Raw genomic sequence first — 18088 nt, 5'->3', positions numbered from 1 at the left:
GGAACAAATGAAAACGCGTATTCTCGGTGCCTGCCTCACGGTGGGCGCCGCGGTCGGCGCTGCCTTCCTGGCGCCGGTCGCCTCCGCCGCGCCGTCGTTCGACGCGGCCATGGTCCAGGCCGCCGCCGTCCAGATGGGCGCCACGCCCGCGCAGGCCGCGCAGCGTCTCGACCAGGAGCAGCGTCTCTCTCGCAAGCTGGCCGACCTGCAGGCCGGCGGCGTGCCGACGGACGGTGCGTTCTTCGACAGCACCGGCGCGCTGATCGTGACCACTTCGGACACCGCACGGGTCAGGGCGGCCGGCCTGACGCCACGGTCGGGCGTCAAGGGCGAGCGCGCCCTCAACGACCTGTCGGCACAGGTCGAGCGGGCCATCGGGGCCGACATGGACCAGGTCCAGTCGTGGGGGCCGGACGTGGCGATCGACCGTGTCGTGGTCACCGTCGAGCCCGCCGCCGGCGCGGCGCTGGTGCAGCGACTGTCCTCTATGGACGGTGTGATCGTCGAGACCGGCGCCGACCTGGCCAAGAACGCCGACGTCGTGCCCGGCCGGATCATGGACCTGCAGCCCGGCACCAACTGCTCGCTCGGCTTCAACGGCCGCCGGTCCAACGGCGCCAAGGTGCTGCTCACCGCGGGCCACTGCGTCGAGGGCAACCCGGACATCCTGGACGCCAACGGTACGCACATCGGCAAGGGCGCGGGCACCCGGTTCCCGTCGGTGGACATGGGCATCGTGAACATCGACGCCGAGGACACCCAGCGGGCCTATGTGGACACCCGGATGGGCACGACGGTCGCGGTCACCGGCATGTCGAAGGCGCCGATCGGCACCACGATCTGCAAGGCGGGCAACACCACCGGCTGGACCTGCGGCAGGATCACGCACTACAACCAGTCCGTGCGCTACTCCGGCGAGTCGGCGACGACCACCGGCCTGGCTCGTGCCACGGTCTGCACCGAGGGCGGTGACAGCGGTGGCGCGTACATCTCCGGCAACACCGCGCAGGGAATGACCTCCGGCGGTCCGATCGGTGTGGACTGCGGCTGGAACCAGGGCGCCAACGCCGGTTCCTACTCCTTCTACCAGCCGGTCGTCGACGCGGCGAACTACTACGGGGTCACGCTGCTGACCTCGTGACACCAAGCGAAAAAGGGGGCGTCCCGCACTGGGACGCTCCCTTTCTCTTTGCTGGGCGACGCCGGATTACGCCGCCGCGGGCCGCAGTTCGGCCCTGCGCTCCCGGGGAACCAGCAGCGCGGCCCCGGCGGCGATCACCGAGATCACCGCGAACGTCGCGAAACCGGTGGTGTACCCGGATTCCAGGGGCAGGCCGCCGGCTCCGAGCTGAGCGGTGACCAGGCTGCTCATCACGCCTGCGCCGATCGACCCGCCGACCGTGCGGATGTTGGCGTTCATCCCGCTGGCGGCGCCGGTCTGGGTGACGGGTACCGCCTGGACGACCAGGTTCGTCATGGTGGCGAACGCCAAACCGATGCCCAGGCCCAGCAGGCCCGAACCCGCGGCCACTTCCCACTCCCGGTCGTGGGCGAAGGCCAGCACGGTGCACGCGACCGCGCTGAGCACGGAACCGACGGCCAGCTGCGCGCGGAAGCTGAACACCGCCACGATCCGTCCACTGAGAATGCCCGCGATGAACATCGTCACCAGCATCGGCAGCATCAGCAGGCCCGCCTGGCTGACACTGGCGCCGAAGCCGTAACCCTGACTGGCGGGCGTCTGCACGAACTGCGGGATGAACGCCCACGCCGCGAACATCGCCGCGCCGAAGAGCAACGCCACGGTGTTGGTCGACCACACCGCGGGCAGCCGCATCATCCGCATGTCGATGAGTGGATTGTCCGAACGCACCTCGACGCGGATCCACGCGACGATCAGGACGACGGCAGCGCCCAGCAGGCCGAGCACAGTGGGCGAGTCCCAACCCAGTGACGTGCTTTGGCTGACGCCCAGAAGCAACGTCACGAGCCAGGCCGACAACAGTCCGGTCGCGACCCAGTTGATACGACCTGGCGTACGCACAGGGGATTCCGGCACGAACCGGTGCGCCGCGAACGCGGCGATCAGCACGATGCCCAACGGAAGCCAGAACAGCCACCGCATTCCGAGCGAGCTCACCACCGGACCGGCGAGCACGACGCCGAGCCCGCTGCCGACCGCGAAGATCGCCGACAGGGTGCCGATCGCGGCGGCCGACCGTTCGCGCGGGAACTCGTCACGGATGATGCCGAACGCCAGGGGGATCAGCGCGCCGCCCGCGCCTTGCACCACGCGAGCCAGGATCAGGACTTCGATGTTCGGCGCGATCGCGGCCAGGAACAGGCCGGCGGCGAGGGCCGTCATCACCGCCACGAGGGTGCGGCGCTTGCCGACCATGTCCCCGACCCGGCCGAGCACCGGGGTGAACACCGACGCGGACAGCAGATACGCGGTCAACACCCAGGTCACGGTGTTCTGCGAGGTGTTCAGCTCCTGCTGGATCGTCGGGAGTACCGGCGCGGTCAGCGACTGCAACAACGAGAACACACCGGCACCGATGGCCAGGACGGCCAAAGTTCTGCTCATATCTGTCACACTACTGCGACACTTAATGCGAGTAAAGCAGCTTGCGTGTGACTGATGGTGCGTCAGATGTCACACCTTTAGACTCGGAGTCGTGAGAGCTGACGCCGTGCGCAACCTCGACACGCTGATGCAGGTCGGGGCTCGAGTCCTGGCCAGGGATCCGTCGGCGTCGATCGCCCAGATCGCTGCCGAGGCGGGCATGGACCGGCGCACGGTGTACCGGCGGTTCGCGACCCGGGAGGCGATGCTGGTCGCGTTGTTCGCGGCCAAACTCGACGGGGTGGAGCGCGTACTGGAAGAGGCCCGGATGGCCGAGGCGCCGGTCGCCGTGGCCCTGCACCGCTACATCGAGGGCCTCGTGCCGGTCTCCCGTCAGTGGCCCGTCGAGTTCCACCATCTGGAAAGCGACGACGAGGAGATCGAGCACCGGCGCGGACTCCTGCGCGCCCGGCTCGACGAGTTCGTCGAGCGAGGGAGCAGGGAAGGTCTGTTCCGCGACGACCTGCCCCCAGGCTGGATCCGGGAATCCCTGCACGAGCTGGTGCGGCTCGTGGCACACGCCTTCCTGGACATGGAACCACCCCGCGCCGCCGACCTGGTGGTCGAAACGCTGCTACGAGGCGTCGGCAAACACCCCTGACACCGGTCGTGTCCACCACTCCGGCACGCCGTTTTCGCCGTTCCGGCACCCTGAAATCCCCCTTCCGGCACCCCGAAATCTCCGCCGGGGCGACTTCGGGGTGCCGGAACGTGCGTTTCTCGGTGCCGGAATGTGTATTTCAGGGTGTCGCAGTGGTGGACACGGCGGACGGCCTGGGCGTGCGGGCGTCGAGGATCGTCCGGACGGCTTCCGTCGTGACGGGGGCGTTCCGCGCGTCCAGGGTGCGGATGATCGGCCCGGCGATCGCGTCGAGCTCCAGTTCGGCGCCTGCCGCGAAGTCCTTGAGCATCGACGAGCGGAAGGTGACGGGCATGCCCCGCAGCCGCGCCTCGATCGCGTCGGCGTCCACGTCCGCGTTCTGCTTCTGCGCCGCTGCCGCCGCCTCCTGCACCAACGGGCTCAACCAGGACCCGCGCTTCTCCAGCGCCTCACCGAGAGGCGCGTTCGCGCCGGTGGTCAGCAAGGCGAACGGTGCCAGGAACACCAGCTTGCGCCACAGGACTGTGTTCTCGTCCGGGTGGGTGGCCACGTCGATCCCGGCTTCCCGCAGCAGTTCCGCGACGTCCTCATCGGTGGTGGTCACGGTGGCCATCGGCGTGACCTGCTCGATCACGCCCGGCCGGTGTCTCGTCGCCTCGACCGCGATGCTCGCGCCCACCACGTTGGCCTCGGGATACACCGCGCGCAGGACGGACATGTGGTCGACACCGTTCAAGAACGGGACGACCGTGGCGTTGCCCAACGTCTTGGCCGGCACCCGTTGCAGGGCCGGGAGCAGGTCTGTCGCCTTCACCGCGACGAAGAGGATGTCGACGGATTCGGTCAAATACGCCCGCGCCGTCGGAAAGGTGACGGCCTCGGGCGAGTCCGGCGCCGTGAAACCCAATCCACGCGCCGTGATGTGCGCCGCGGTGGACTCGCTCGCCACGATCGTCACGTCGTAGCCCGCCGCGCCGAGCCTTGCCGCGACCAGCCCGCCGACCCCGCCCGGCCCCAGTACGCCGATCATCTCCGACCTCCAGAAGACTTGGTTTGCCGACGCCATCATGCAACCGGCCGGTCCGGCGCTCACACTCCGGGCGGGGACAAAATGGACATCACTCGCCGCCGGTGCGGCCGGTGATGCTCTTCGCGGGCGACGGTCACCTCGGCCGGAAGAACGAAAGACGTTCAGGGAATCAGCCCATCGTGTCGTCGAAACATTTCGCTCCGGTCCACAATGGATTTCAATAACCAGTGCCGACTGGTGAAAACAGGCCACTTTCGGCCCATGGCGATCTGCCGGGCAATGGCCGACACTGCGAGAGCACGGGCATTGTGCTGCCGGGCAGGGAGGTGTCATGAAGATCCAGACCCGACCTCTGTCGGAAAACCGGGAAGCCAGACGTGTCGCGGTCGCGAGTGCGATCGGCACGACGATCGAGTGGTACGACTTCTTCATCTACGGGACGGCCGCGGCGCTGGTGTTCGCGCCGCAGTTCTTCCCGCAGGTCTCGGAGCTGGAGGGGACGCTGGCGTCGTTCGCGACGTTCGCGATCGGGTTCATCGCCCGTCCGCTCGGCGGAATCGTGATGGGGCATTTCGGTGACCGGATCGGCCGGAAATCGATGTTGGTCTGGTCCTTGATGCTGATGGGAATCGGCACCGTGGTGATCGGGCTGTTGCCGACGCACGCGCAAATCGGTGTCTGGGCGCCGATCCTGCTCGTGCTCATGCGCTGTGTGCAGGGCTTCGGGCTCGGTGGTGAATGGGGCGGCGCGGTGCTGATGTCCGTCGAGCACGCGCCGCGCGAACGCCGCGGGTTCTTCGGTGGTTTTGTGGCCTTCGGGCTGCCGACCGGCATCATTCTGTCGAATGTGGTGTTCCTGATCGTCACCGGCGTGACGACCGGGTCGCAGTTCGCCGAATGGGCGTGGCGGATCCCGTTCCTGTTCGGCGCGGTATTGGTGGTCGTCGGGTTGTTCATCCGATTGCGGATCGCCGAAAGCCCGGTGTTCCAGCAGATGGAGCAACCCCGCCGGGTGCCGGCGGTCGACGTGCTGCGGGCGGAGTGGCGGAAGGTGTTGCTGGCGGCGGGAAGTTATGTCGGCATGAGCGGGATGGGGTACATCGTCATCGTTTACTTCGTGTCGTACGCCAACCGTCAACTCGGTATTTCGACCCCGACCGTGCTGACGATGCTCATCATGGCGTCCGTCGTGTTCGCCATCGGCGTGGTGGTGTTCGCGAGACTGTCCGACCGGTGGGGCAGACGGCGCGTGATGATCTGGGGCTGCGTCGGGCACGCGGCGTGGTCGCTGGTGCTCTTCCCGTTGGCCGACACCAAGTCGGTGCCGCTGATCGCGATCGACCTGATCATGATCCTGGCCCTGCAGTCGGCGTACATCGGCCCGCAGCCCGCGATGTTCGCGGAGTTGTTCCCCACCGAACTGCGCTACAGCGGCACATCGCTGAGCCTGACCCTCGGCACGATCCTGGGAGGCGCGGTGACGCCGCTGGTCGCCACTGCGCTTTACGGCGCCACGGGTACTTCCTGGTCGGTCACGGCCTATGTGGTGCTGATCTCGTTGATCACGGTTGTCTGCCAGTTGGCCCTGAAGGAGACGTACCACAAGGACTTGACCGCGTAGCTCCCCATGCCCTCGTGAGTGTTTATCCGTGTTCTAACACCGACAAACACTCACGAGGTCTGTGGTGCAAGCGGAATTTTCCGGTTGTCCGTACCCGCGCGGCTCGCCAGTGTTCTGGCCATGACACCAGAAATCTCCCAGCGACGGATGCCAGGGATGCTCAAGCTGACCCTCGGCGTCCTGGTCTTCCAGGTGCTCGCCAACGGGTTCATCGGATTCCTGATCATCGACGAGATCAGCCGACGGTCGAGTCACGGCGCGCGCACGCCGAACGCGGGCCTGTTGTACTTCGTCGGGTTCCTGTCCATCGCGATCGCGTTGACACTGCTGGCCTGCGTGCTGCTGGCCGCGACGCGGCAGTCCTGGATCCGGCCGACGATCATCGGGATCGAAGTGCTCGGCCTGATCAGCGGGGTGATCAACCTGTTCAGCGGTCAGGTGACCGCGTTCGCGGGCATCGGGCTGGCGATCGGCGTGCTCGCCATGGTCAACCGCGAGGACGTCCGCGATTTCTTCTCGTGAGTGGTTATCAGGGTTAGAACCCCGACAACCACTCACGAGGGGAGGGGAGGTCAGCCGACGGGGAGTTCGCTCATCGCGTGCTTGACCAGCCTGATCAACGCCAGCTTCGCCGAGTCGCGCTTCCGCGCGTCACACATGACGATCGGCACGTGGGACGGCACCGCCAGGGCCGCCCGGATCTCGTCCTCTTCGTACCGCTGGGCGTCGTCGAAGCAGTTCACCGCGACGATGAACGGGATCTTGCGGCGCTCGAAGAAGTCGATCGCCGCGAAGCTGGTGTCCAGCCGCCGCGTGTCGACCAGCACGACGCAGCCGATCGCGCCGCGGGCCAGTTCGTCCCACATGAACCAGAACCGGTCCTGTCCGGGCGTGCCGAACAGGTACAGCACGTGCTTGGGCGAGATGGTGATCCGGCCGAAGTCCAGCGCCACTGTCGTGGTGGTCTTGCGTTCGACGCCCGCGAGGTCGTCTATCCCGTCGCTGGCCTCGGTCAGCAGTTCCTCCGTGGTCAACGGGGGGATTTCGCTGACCGAGCCGACCATCGTGGTTTTCCCGACACCGAAGCCGCCTGCCACGATGATCTTGACCGGCGTGGGGATCGTGTCCGCGCCCTCGTCAAAACCGTCGTCAGAGCTTGGAGAGACCATCAAGTACCGCCTGTAGTAGTTCTCGGTTGGGCGCTTCGACCCGTTGCGCCGGGGATCGGACGATGACAACGCCGCGTTCGATGAGGTCACCGCACAGCACACGGATCACCCCGAGCGGGAGATTCATGTGCGCTGCCAGTTCGGCGACGGACAACGGCTTCTGGCACAGTCGCTTGATCTGCAGGTGTTCCGGGGTGAGCCCGCCGTCCGTCGTCTCGGCCGACCGCAACGTCATCACCTGGGTGGCCACGTCCAGGTTCGCGCCCGCCGACGCCGACGTCCGGCCAGCGGTGATCGCGTACGGGCGGACCAGCGGGCCCGCGGCCTCGTCATACCAACCGTCGTCCACTCCCTACGACCTTTCCGCGGTTTTCACGGTGTCCCGTGGCGCCGACGCGAGGTAGTCGCCGACCCGCTTGACCAGACGGTTCATCTCGTAGGCGATCATCTCGACGTCGACGGTCTCCTCGGCGAGGACGGCGAGGCACGCGCCACGGCCCGCGGCGGACACGAACAGGTAGCCGCGTTCCATCTCGATGAGGTTCTGCAGGACACCGCCGCGGTTGAAGTGCCTGCTCACGCCCTTGGCAAGGCTCTGCAGGCTGGACGCGATCGCCGACAGCTGGTCGGAGTCGTCCTTGCTCATCCCGGCCGATTTGCCCAGCAGCAGACCGTCCGCGGACAGGACGATGGCGTGCTGGGTGCCGACGACACGACTGACGATGTCGTCGAGCAGCCAGTTCAGGTCGGTTTTCTGGTTCATTGGAAAGTTTCCCCTGCTGGAGTGCGGTGGATCAGTCTTGTGTGACATCGGATTCGCGACCGCGCTGGGTGCCCTTGTGGAACGCCGACAACGTCCTCGGCTGGCCGTATTCCGGAGCCTCGTCAGCTGCCTGCCCGAGGTTCTCGCCGGTCTCCACCGGATCGTCACGCAGCTGGGACACGAGGTTCTGCTGCGGCCGTCGCTGGGGTAACGGCGCGCGACCGGTGTCCTTGGCCGCTTTCTCCTGCTCGGCAACGGGTTGCGCCTCGGCCGGGGCGGGTGCGGGCCGGGGCCGTGGGGCGTCCGCGCGGCGAGGCGCGGACCCGTTGGACCGGGCCTCGTCACGGGGTTCCGGCCACGGGCCCGGGGCCGGGGGGAGTGCGGGCGCTGCGGGGGCTGGCGCCGCCGGCGCCGGTTCGCTCACCACCATGGGGTCCTCGGCTTGTCCGTCGGTGACAAGGATCTGCTGGGGAATCAGCACGGTCGCCCGCGTGCCGCCGTAGCGGGACGGGTCGAAGGTGACCGTGATGTCGAGCCTGGACGCGATCCGGGCGACCACGAACAGACCGAGGCTGGTGTCCGCACGCAACGCCATGGCGTCGAACTCCGGTGCCTCGTTCATCATCTTGTTGGCCCATTCGCGGACCGCGTCCTTCATGCCGAGCCCCTGGTCGGAGATCTCGACGACCACGCCGCGGGCCACCGCCGTGGCACTGACCTCGACCTGGGAGCCGGGCGGCGAGAACGAGGTGCCGTTGTCGACCAGCTCGGCGACCAGGTGAATGGTGTCCGCGACGGCCGAACCGGCGATCGAGACGTCCGGGATGCCCTCGACCCTGACCCGGGAGTACTGCTCGGTCTCGGACACCGCGGCACGCAGGACTTCCAGCAGCGGCACGGGATTGCGCCACCGGCGGCCCGGCTGCTTGCCGCCCAGGATGATCAGGTTCTCGGTGGTCCGCCGGGCCCGGGTGGCCAGGTGGTCGAGCTGGAACAGCGACGCGAGCTGCGCGGAGTCCTCCTCGCGCTTCTCCATCTCGTCGAGGATCTGCAGCTGACGGTGCACCAGGACCTGGTTGCGGTGCGCGATACCGAGGAACACGTTGTGCACGCCGCTGCGGGCCTTCGCCTCACTGACAGCAGCGTTCACGGCGGTCAGCTGGGCGATGTTCAGCGCCTCGGCCACCTGTCCGATCTCGTCACGGCCGTGGTCGAGGCGTGGCATCGCTTCGTTCACGTCGACGTGGTCGCCGCCCTTGATGCGTTCCACGATGTCCGGCAGCCGGTTGCGGGCGAGGTCGAGCGAGTCGTCACGCAGCCGTGCCAGCCGTGTCATCAGCGCGCGGTCGACGAGCGAGCGGGACACCCGCACGGCGACGATGATCGCGGCGAGCGAAGCGAGCAGCGCGAAGACACTGCCGATGATGGCGTTGCGCAGCTGTGCGTCACCGGACTCGAGCGCGGCCGCCGAGACCTTGTCGGCCTGGTTGATGGCGATGGCGTTGAGGCTCTGGGCGACCTCGTTCGTCGCCTTCTGCCAGTCGGCCTCGGTCACCGGCACGGTGCCCAGCTCACGGCTGGTCCAGGGGCCACGCTTGACCAGCGCGTCTTCCGCGGTCGTGAGCCGCTTCCAGGCGTCGCTGGCGGTCAGGGCCTCGTACGCGGCACGGATCTCGGGATCGAGGAAGGGCGCGATCTTGGTCAGTTCGGTGCGGTAGAAGCCGCGCAGCTGGGTGAACTGGACGAAGTCGTCGGGCGCGAACGCCCTGGCCGCGAACGCCGTCGTGACAAGCGATGTCTCGCGCGACATCAGGTCACCGGCGCGGAAGACCGAGGTCGCGGTGATGCCGCCCAGCGCGGCGTCGGCGTCCGGCACGATGTGGGCCTGGGTGTCGAACAGGCTCGTCGCGGTGTCCAGCACCTCGTTGAAGTAACCGTTGACCTGCGCGCGGTTGATGCTCCGGAAGGCGATCTGCGAACGCAGCACCGGCAGCTGGTCGAACTGGCCCTTCAGCGTGTTGACCTTGGTGGCGATCTCGTCGGGTGCCGTGGAGATGGTCGCGTCGAAAGCGGTCCGCAGCGCCACGAGCTTCTCGTCCGTCGCTCTTTGCTGTGCCTGCAACTCGGTCTGGCCCAGCGAGGGATTGTCGAGGTACTGCAGGGCGAGCTGACGTTCCTGCTGGAACGCGGCCAGCGCGGTGGCGGCGGGGATCGACACCTCACGCACCGACGCGGCGACCAGCCGGACATAAACGCCGTTGATCACGAAGTACGACGACACGGCGATCCACAAGACCAGCAGTGTCACGCTGGGAATGAGAACGGTCCTGGTCAGCCTTTTGCGAATCGACTTGTCGTACGGCTTTCCGGACTCGTCTTGGGCGTCTGTGCGCTGCACGGTTCACGAACTCCTGAGTGGCAGTCGGTTGAAAGTGGCGACCCGGCCGAGGAGGCGGACACGACGATGGGACACAGCAGCAGCTGTACGCACCAGTCCTTGCCCCACTCTCCGGGTCACCGTGGAACCGATCATGGAGGTTTTATCATGAGCCATACGAAACGCGATGACTGCCGTCGCCGTTGCCCACCGGTCAGCCCGTCACCGAGTCACTGACCACTGCTTTTCCTTCACTGACACGAAATTCCGGCGTCCCCCTTGGACGGTCGGGAAAACGCGGCGGACCGTCCACACCGTCCGGCGTTGTCACCCGCTTGCCTTGTTGACAGCGGCCAGTCCAGTGTGGTCACGCGAATTCCGGTGCCGTGCAAGCGTTGTCCCAGGTCCCTGGCTCATGGACGGCGGAGGACGGGGTGAACCGCGGCGAAACGGCGGACGACTGTCACGTCAGACGCCGGCGCCACCGCGCGAAGGCGGTGACGAGGTCGGCTGGTGCGCCGGCGCGCAGCAGCCGAGGTGTCTGTTCGTCGATGTAGTGCCGGTAAAGCGGGACCAAGCCCCCTGCCAGCTGCGGTTTCATCTGCTCGGGATGCACCGGATGGCCCGCTCTGACCCGCGCCGCCAAGCGGACGAGCGATCCCGCGACGGGATCGGGCCGGTCCAGATACCAGGCGACCGCCTCGTCGTTGGTGGCGGCGCGCCCGGCGGTTCTTACGCTGGTGTAAAGAAAACGGACCGGGAACAGCACGGCCTTGGTGAACCACACCGGGTCCGCCAGGAGACGACGTGGTTCGCGGAACTCGGCGACCACCTCGTCGGTGGCCAGGACCGTGACGGCGAACCGGGCGCTCTCCAGCGACAACTCCTCGGCCGCCGGGCGGGCCACCTGCCGCGCGACGTCGTCGCCGAGCAGGAGCACGCCGTGGTCGGCGAGTTCCAAGCGGTCGAGTGCGGGGAAACGCCCGTCGTCGCGGCCGTCGCGCAGCGCGGGCAGCGACGCCCAGAATGTGGACAGCTTGCGGTGCAGGTCGCTTCGCCCACGCAGGCTTTCGCCGACGCTTGCGAAGGTGCCGCTGTCGCCGTCACGGGCGTCGGTCAGGACGACGGCAAGGTCGATGTCGCTGACAGCCGGGGCGTAGCCGCCGTACGCGAGGCTGCCCAGAAGATAGGCGGCGGCCAAGCGTTCGGCGAAGACGTCCTGGTAGGCGCGGGCGCATTCAGTGGCGACGGCGCGTGCTGCGGTGACGGGGTCGGTGGCTGGATTGGTCGTGGTCATGCGGTGGCGACGAGGGTGTCCCGCCGGGCGCACTCGGCGATCCGGTCGGAGACCACGCCGATCACCTGCCATGCCCGGTCCAGCAAGGTGATGAGGTCGTCCGCGGCCCAGTCGGAGCGTTGCCGCAGCAGCCGGTAGCCCATCTCCAGGTGCTCGGCGTCGGCTTCGTCGTGCAGCGTGAAGTACGGGTCGTCGGGGAAGGCGCGGGTGCCTGCCTGGCTGAGGACGAGGCTGCCCGCTTCGAGCGCCAGGTGAGCCAGAACGGCGCGCTGAACCCCTGGCAGGACAGCGAACTGGTCGACGAACCACGAAGCGCCCGCCTCGATGATGGGGTCCCAGACCAGCCGCTGGTCCCCCGCACGGCTGCGCGCCAGGATCGCGTCGTGACCGACTTCCTCCTGCTGGTGCTCCAGCGCCAGCAGGCGCAGGTCCGGGTCGGTCTCGAAGGTGACCCGCGCGCTGATCATCCGCTGGAAGGCGTTCGACCAGGGCTGAAGGTACGTCAGGACGGCCCGCTTCGTCTCGGTGGCGGTGTTCTCGCCGGCCAGCAGCCGGATCAGGTCCGACGACTCGTACTCCCGTTGCCGCTGCTCGTTGTGGCGGGCGATGCGTTCCACATCCTGGTCGCTCACGATGGGCTCCTCTCGGTCACGCGATACAACATCAACAGTGCGGACAGGGTGCGGGGCAGGCTGCTCGTAGACCGGAAACCGGAAGTAGGTGGTGATGTCCGCCCGCCTGCCCGCGGCGCGGTAGCTGACCAGGTTCAGCAAGCCCCGGCTGTGTTCCAGCGGTACCGGCGACAACGCGGCGGCCAGCGCGTGCAGCCGGCCGGGGTCCACCCCCTCGCCGCGCAACAGCGCCGCGGTGCGGTCCACGGCCTCCCGATCGCTGGACGCCAGGTCGGCCAGCCGGAGGTAGCTGGTGCTCTCCGCGACTTGGTCCAGACCGGAACGGAACGCCAGGCAGCTCAGCGCGGCTTCGCCGGCGTCGGTACGAACGCCTGCCAGTGTCCGGTAGGCAGCCAACGCCGCTTCGGCGTCGTGGCGTGACGCCACCGAGGCGATGCGGTTCATCTCGTCGATGCCGGCGCCGTGGTTGCGATAGTAGATCTTGACACGGGCCTCAGCCTGGTCGGCCCGGTCCACCGCGAAGAACTCGATTTCCCTTGTGCCGTCGGCATTCTCGATCCGGCTGCGGGCGTCGTCCCAGGCCGCGGCCATGCCCAGCTGGGCCATCGCCTCGGCCACCGCGGCATAGCGCTGCGGCAGCGGCCATTCGTACAGCCCGAAGTATGTCTTGTGGACCACTCGTGCGGGCGCACGCCAGGCGACCGAGTGCCACAGCGGCGCGGCGGACGGCCGACCGGCTTGCAGCGTAAAGATTTCATGAATCCGGCGCAACCGGCCGGTGTCGCCGGGACTCACGGGCGAGACCACCGTGTGGTCGTCGCCGAAGCAGTCGAACAGCAGTCGCAGCTCCGGATGCCGCCCGGACCAGTTCACCGACATCTCGGCGGGGAACCCGTCGTCCGCCACATAGGACGGCGAAGTGGGCGCGGTCCCGATCGGCTCGGCCGTCCACGCGGGAAGCACGGCTCGCAGCATCCGGGTCGTCCGGATCGACTGGTCAACCGGGACTTGGAGTGCCGCACACGCCGTTGCCCATAGTCCGCACAGAAAGTCACCGAACGGTCGACCCTGTGCGGGATAGTTTTCCCCGGTATAACCAGGTAACCACAGTGATCGACTGGCCACCAGCGGAGGTTATCAGCCGATTCGGCGTTCGACGATCTAGCTGTACCCGGGTGGTCCAACCAATTGCGCCATCCGGGTTTCCCGTTGTCCGCAACGGACACGCAGCGGCACGGCGCCCCGCTCGGCCGATCTGTCCATATACACCAGAACCCTCCCGGGCGAAAGCCGGGTGACGCCGCTACGGGTGAAGCTCGTACGTCATCTCCACGCCTTCCAGCTCCACTCCGTCAGGTAGCGGAACCCATGTCCGGCGTGTTTCGGCGAAGCCGTAGGCGCGATAGAGCGGTACGCCCGGCAGCGTGGCCATCAGTGACAACGAGCGGAATCCCTGGGCATAGGCGGCTTGCGCGCACTTGTCAAGGATTGTTCTGGCGAGCCCTCGCCGAGTCCAGTCCTTGCGCACGAACATCGCGCGCACTCGTGCGGGCTCGGTGCCGGGGTCGAGCAGGCGGCCGTCGTCGTCCCTGGCGCCCGACCCGGTGTAAAGCTTGTTGCGCTTGCTCCAACCTCCACACGCGACGATCTCGCCGTCGGCTTCGTGCACGTAGTACGTGCCGTCCTCGATCAGCGTGATGTCCGGTTCAGTGAGGTAGGTCACGGCGCTGGCGGCCTGGTGTTCGGTGTAGAAGAGCGGGAACAACTCGGTGGCCGAGGCACGCATCAGCGCGCCGATCCCCGGGACATCGTCGATGACTGCCAGACGCACAGGTGGAGAAGATGCCAGATCCGGGCGTGCCCACGTCGTCCGGGTCCTCGTGAGCGTTTATCCGTGTTCTAACCCTGATAAACACTCACGAGGGGGTGGTTGCGTTCCACGCTAGGATGGCGTTGTTCTGGGGGGAGCAAGGGGAACATCATCTTGTCTCGAAGACTCGCGGCACTCGCATGCGCTCTTCTTCTCGCAGCACCGATGTCGGCGGCCCCACTGCCGGCCGCGGCGAGCGGAGTCAGCCAGTCCACCGCGCTCGTCGGTGTGCAGCAGGTGCTCTACCGCGGTGGAACGGCCGGCTACGGGTGCTTCCGGATCCCGGTCCTGGCCAGGACCACCGCCGGAACACTGCTGGCCTTCGCCGAAGCCCGCAAGTCGCCGTCGTGCGCCGACCGCGGCGACATCGACCTCGTGGTCCGCCGGTCCACGAACGACGGCCGGACGTGGGGCCCGATCCGGGTGGTGACGTCGGGCTCGCCGGCCGATCCGGACGCGCCGTTCACCCGTGGCAACGCGGTTCCGGTGGTGGACAGGCAAACCGGGAAGATCAACCTGGTCACCACGTCCAACGAGGCCACCCCGACCGGCAAACGCCTGCCGTGGATCCAGCAGAGCTCGGACGACGGCCTCACGTGGACCACGCCGAGGCCGCTGGGGGTGACCTTCGACGGCACGAACAACGGCTGGTTCGCCACCGGTCCCGCGCATGGCATCCAGCTGAGGAGCGGCCGCCTTATCGTTGGTGCGCACCAGAAGCCGACGCCGACGACCGTCCTCGCGGGAGTGCTGTACAGCGATGACCACGGTGAGACGTGGCACGCCAGCCAGGTCCCCAATTCCTATGTGGCCGGTCAGGTCAGTCCCGGTGAGATCGCGGTCGCGGAACTGCCCGATGGTTCGCTGTACGCGGCCGCCCGCAACGAGATCGACGACGGGCATCACCGGGCCAAGGCCGTGAGCACGGACGGCGGGACCACTTTCCCGGCGTTCACGCCGGTTCCGTCGCTGGTGTCGCCGACCGTGCAGGGGTCGATCCTGGCGTTGGGCGATGTCCTGATCTTCTCCGGGCCGTCCGACCCGAACGACCGGGAACAGCTGAAGATCCGCTATTCCCGTGACCGCGGCACCACGTGGTCGGGCGCGTCGAACGGGCTGGTCACCACCGAGCGCTCGGGCTACTCGGACCTCGCGGAGCTCACCGGGGGCGAGATCGGTGTCGTCTACGAGGGTGGCGTGTCCTTCTCCGCGGACGAGATCCGGTTCACCAGGTTCACACCCGGCCAGCTCGGACTGCCCGGCGTCGCCCCCGGCACGCCGTCGCCGCAGCCTTCGACACCGGCCGGGCCCACCACGCCGGACAGCACACTCGAGGCGAACGACGCGTACCTGCGGGGCAACGCGACCTTGAACGACGGGCTGTTGCTGGACGGCAACGGCGACTACGCGGAGGTTCCGTACACACGCACGATCAACCCGGGTGCGGGCGATTTCACCATCAGCACACGGTTCCGGTACTCGGCGACGTCCACGAGCCCGCAGCAGGTGTTGTTCTGGGGATATGGGGTCGGCGCCGACGTCCCGCAGGTGTGGCTCCGCGTCCGGCCGGGCGAGGATCAGGTCGCCGCGTGGGTCGAGGGCAAGGACGGCCACGCGTACGTGACGTTGGCTGATCCCGGCGCGAGCGCCGCGTTCGGCGACGGGGCGTGGCACGAGTTGACGCTCAGCAGGACCGGCTCCCGGGTCGACCTCAAGGTCGACGACCTGACCGCACAGGGGACTGGTGTGGCAGGCGCGGTGTCGACGGGCGTGACCGGTCTGCGGCTCGGCGCGAAGCTGGACGGCTCCGACGCGTACACCGGCCGGATCGGGCAGTTCCAGCTGACCCGGCAGGGCGTGCCGAGCCTGAACCTGGCCTTCAAAACCGTGGACGGTGCCGTGGTCCCGGCCCGGGCCACCGCGCCGATCAGCGACGACGTCTCCGGGCACTGCGCGGCCGGTCGCCTGCTCGGTGGCAAGCAGTCGCCGGTCGCGGGGCGTGCGTCCAACAGCGTCGCGCTGCCCGTGAACGCTTCGCATCCTGGCGTCGAGACACCGTTCTCCCCAACGCTGGACCTCGGTTCCGGTGACTTCACGATGGCGTTGTGGTTCCGGTATTCCGGCACGTCCAACCAAGCGTTGGTGTGGGCCTACGGGACCACTTCCGGTAAGCGGGCGGTGTGGGTGCGGGCACAGCCGAGCCAGGACCGCCTGTACGCCTGGGTGGAGACGGACACCGGCCGAGTCTCGGTTCCGTTGGTGGACAACACAAGCCGCGTGGCATTCGGTGACAACCAATGGCACCTGATGGCGTTGACGCGGACCGGGGACCAGGTACAGCTGAGTGTCGACGGCGGTGCCCCCGCCACGGCGACGGGCCTGACCGGCTCGGTCAGTGCCGATCAGGCCGACGCCATCAAGGGCCTGCGGGTCGGGTCCAAGATGGACGGAACCGACGTGATGCAGGGTGCGCTCGACGACTTCCGGTTGTACCGGCGGGCGTTGACCGGTGCCGAACTCACGCAGGCCGCCACCGGAAGATTCCCCGCCGAACTGCCCGCGTTGTGGTGGACGTTCGAAGGCCAGTACACGCAGGCACATGACGTCGTCCAGCCGATCACCGGGCCGCAGACCTCTGACGCCTCCGTGCACTGCGCGCACGCGGCCGTGTCCGGAACTCCGGCCGTGGTCGCCGGAAAGGCCGGAAACGCGGTCCAGTTCGACGGTGTGGACGACGTCGTCTACATGCCGTACAAGCCGACTGTCGCTTTGGGCGACAAGGACTTCAAGGTGTCGACCTGGCTGCGGTACACCGGAACCGCGGACCAGGTGGTGTTCTGGGCGTACGGTTCGGGCGCGACCGAACGAGGTCTGTGGATGCGCGGTCAGCCAAGCAAGGACCGGCTACTGGTGTACCTGCAGACGGACACCGGTGCTTTCGAAACCGCGGCCGTGGACGCCTCCGCCGCCGCCGGATTCAACGACGGCGCCTGGCATTTTGTCGAGGCTTCGCGGGAGGCCGGGGTTCTGTCACTGACCGTGGACGGCGTCCGCTTGGGAAGCACGACGGTCAGCGGTTCGGCGACGTACGGTGACACGTTCGCGGTCGACGGATTCCGGTTGGGGTCCAAACCCGACGGGACCAACCGTCTCACCGGGACACTGGACGAGTTCCAGATCCACCGCGGCGCGGCGCTGGCGGCTCACCTGCCGTTCAACGCCGCGTCGTAGTCAAGTCACATCCTCGCTGACACCAGCGGGGTGTAGCCGGCGGACTGGCCGGTCCGGTTGGGGTGGTAGGACTCCTCGATCGGGTTGGACAGTCCGTTGAGCCACTCGGTGTCGTCGCACACGGCATGACCCGTGAACGAGGAACGCGGGTCGACGAAGGTGAAGCCGTGTGCGGCGGCCCGTGCGGAGATCACGCCGGCGAGCAGGTCCGCGCTCTTGTTCAGCTCGGCCTGCTCGCCGGGGCTGATCCTGGCCAGCGCGTTGCACTCCTCGCCGTTGAAGATCCGCGGATAGCCGACCACGATCACCCGCGCGTTCGGTGCCTTGGCGCGAATCGCGCTGTAGAGGCTGTCGAGCCGGCCCGGGATCGTGGTGCGGATGGTGTTGTTCGCGTTGGTGATTTCCGTGGTGCAGGTGTATGGCCACGGTTTGGCGCACTGCGTGATGACGGAGCTGAACCCGGCGTCGTTCCCGCCCGCTGACACCGTTACATACGTGGTGCCGGAGTTGAGGCTGCCGAGTTGGTTGTTCTGGACGTCGGCGATCCGCGCGCCCGAGCACGCCGCGAACGTCAACGTCGAACTGGTCCGCTGTGCGACGAGCGCAGGGTAGGCATAGGGAGAACGCAGGCAGGAACCGCTGTCGGAGTAGTAGCTACGTGAGCCGACCCCGGACGAATACGAGTCGCCGAGGGCGCTGTACGCGCCCTCGGCGGCTTCCGCGGTATGAACGCCGACCAGGCCCAAAAGCGCGGTCAGCACGGACAGCAGGGATAACCGGCGCATGGGACCCTCCAGGCGTCGATGCAGGGACTCCCAGCGTCGCCGTCCCCGGCCGATTCCTCAATGGACCGAACAGGTGAACGTCTCGA

15 protein-coding genes are annotated in these 18088 nt (G+C 67.7%); 5 read left to right on the top strand and 10 right to left on the bottom strand.

Going from position 1 to position 18088, the window contains the following annotated elements; all coding sequences use genetic code 11:
• Positions 1–7 precede the first annotated feature (7 nt).
• Complete coding sequence (locus GC106_RS11895) at positions 8–1141, top strand: S1 family peptidase (RefSeq protein WP_173128336.1); 1134 nt, start codon at positions 8–10, stop codon at positions 1139–1141.
• A 66-nt stretch (positions 1142–1207) separates the two neighbouring features.
• Here GC106_RS11895 and GC106_RS11890 read toward each other — a convergent pair whose 3' ends face one another.
• Complete coding sequence (locus GC106_RS11890) at positions 1208–2587, bottom strand: MFS transporter (protein WP_173128334.1); 1380 nt, start codon at positions 2585–2587, stop codon at positions 1208–1210.
• 91 nt (positions 2588–2678) lie between these two features.
• Between GC106_RS11890 and GC106_RS11885 the strand changes: the two genes are divergently transcribed.
• Positions 2679–3227 (top strand): TetR/AcrR family transcriptional regulator, encoded by a 549-nt coding sequence (locus tag GC106_RS11885; RefSeq protein WP_173128331.1) that lies wholly within the window; start codon positions 2679–2681, stop codon positions 3225–3227.
• Between the two features lie 139 nt (positions 3228–3366).
• Here the strand turns inward: GC106_RS11885 and GC106_RS11880 are convergent, their stop codons facing one another.
• The gene (locus GC106_RS11880) at positions 3367–4257 is read right to left on the bottom strand and encodes a ketopantoate reductase family protein (RefSeq protein WP_173128328.1); all 891 of its coding nucleotides are present in this window, start codon (positions 4255–4257) and stop codon (positions 3367–3369) included.
• Between the two features lie 331 nt (positions 4258–4588).
• On the opposite strand from GC106_RS11880, the gene GC106_RS11875 reads away from it, so the two are divergent.
• Together GC106_RS11875 and GC106_RS11870 are read left to right on the top strand one after the other, a co-directional pair.
• Positions 4589–5878, top strand: a complete 1290-nt coding sequence (locus tag GC106_RS11875; protein ID WP_173128325.1) for an MFS transporter — start codon at positions 4589–4591, stop codon at positions 5876–5878.
• Between the two features lie 120 nt (positions 5879–5998).
• Positions 5999–6400, top strand: coding sequence for a hypothetical protein (locus GC106_RS11870; RefSeq protein ID WP_173128323.1), 402 nt, complete (start codon positions 5999–6001; stop codon positions 6398–6400).
• A 50-nt stretch (positions 6401–6450) separates the two neighbouring features.
• On the opposite strand, the gene GC106_RS11865 is transcribed toward GC106_RS11870, so the two are convergent.
• The 7 genes from GC106_RS11865 to GC106_RS11830 form a co-directional block, all read right to left on the bottom strand.
• Positions 6451–7047 (bottom strand): GTP-binding protein, encoded by a 597-nt coding sequence (locus tag GC106_RS11865; RefSeq protein WP_173128320.1) that lies wholly within the window; start codon positions 7045–7047, stop codon positions 6451–6453.
• Positions 7028–7396 carry a DUF742 domain-containing protein gene (locus GC106_RS11860; RefSeq protein WP_173128318.1) on the bottom strand — a complete coding sequence of 123 codons (369 nt, stop codon included), beginning with the start codon at positions 7394–7396 and terminating at the stop codon, positions 7028–7030. The genes GC106_RS11865 and GC106_RS11860 overlap by 20 nt, the downstream gene beginning before the upstream one ends.
• Positions 7397–7399: 3 nt before the next feature.
• Positions 7400–7810, bottom strand: coding sequence for a roadblock/LC7 domain-containing protein (locus GC106_RS11855; RefSeq protein WP_217280391.1), 411 nt, complete (start codon positions 7808–7810; stop codon positions 7400–7402).
• A gap of 31 nt (positions 7811–7841) precedes the next feature.
• On the bottom strand, positions 7842–10208 hold the full coding sequence (locus GC106_RS11850) for a sensor histidine kinase (protein WP_173128314.1): 2367 nt from the start codon (positions 10206–10208) through the stop codon (positions 7842–7844).
• A gap of 442 nt (positions 10209–10650) precedes the next feature.
• Positions 10651–11484: a nucleotidyltransferase domain-containing protein gene (locus tag GC106_RS11845; protein ID WP_173128311.1), complete on the bottom strand. Its 834-nt coding sequence runs from the start codon at positions 11482–11484 to the stop codon at positions 10651–10653.
• Positions 11481–13091 (bottom strand): hypothetical protein, encoded by a 1611-nt coding sequence (locus tag GC106_RS47675; RefSeq protein ID WP_246365498.1) that lies wholly within the window; start codon positions 13089–13091, stop codon positions 11481–11483. Before GC106_RS47675 ends, GC106_RS11845 begins: the two co-directional genes overlap by 4 nt.
• Before the next feature lie 328 nt (positions 13092–13419).
• A complete protein-coding gene (locus GC106_RS11830) occupies positions 13420–13947 on the bottom strand; it encodes a GNAT family N-acetyltransferase (protein WP_312872601.1) in 528 nt (175 codons plus the stop codon).
• Positions 13948–14151: 204 nt separating this feature from the next.
• Between GC106_RS11830 and GC106_RS11825 the strand changes: the two genes are divergently transcribed.
• A complete protein-coding gene (locus tag GC106_RS11825; RefSeq protein WP_173128307.1) occupies positions 14152–17217 on the top strand; it encodes a LamG-like jellyroll fold domain-containing protein in 3066 nt (1021 codons plus the stop codon).
• A gap of 5 nt (positions 17218–17222) precedes the next feature.
• On the opposite strand, the gene GC106_RS11820 is transcribed toward GC106_RS11825, so the two are convergent.
• Positions 17223–18002 (bottom strand): SGNH/GDSL hydrolase family protein, encoded by a 780-nt coding sequence (locus tag GC106_RS11820; RefSeq protein ID WP_173128304.1) that lies wholly within the window; start codon positions 18000–18002, stop codon positions 17223–17225.
• Positions 18003–18088 lie beyond the last annotated feature (86 nt).

The organism is Kibdelosporangium persicum, assembly GCF_013280595.1.
In the GTDB taxonomy this organism is placed as follows: Bacteria; Actinomycetota; Actinomycetes; order Mycobacteriales; family Pseudonocardiaceae; genus Kibdelosporangium; species Kibdelosporangium persicum.
Note: the sequence above shows the minus strand (reverse complement) of the source record. Positions and strands in the feature narration are given on the sequence as shown.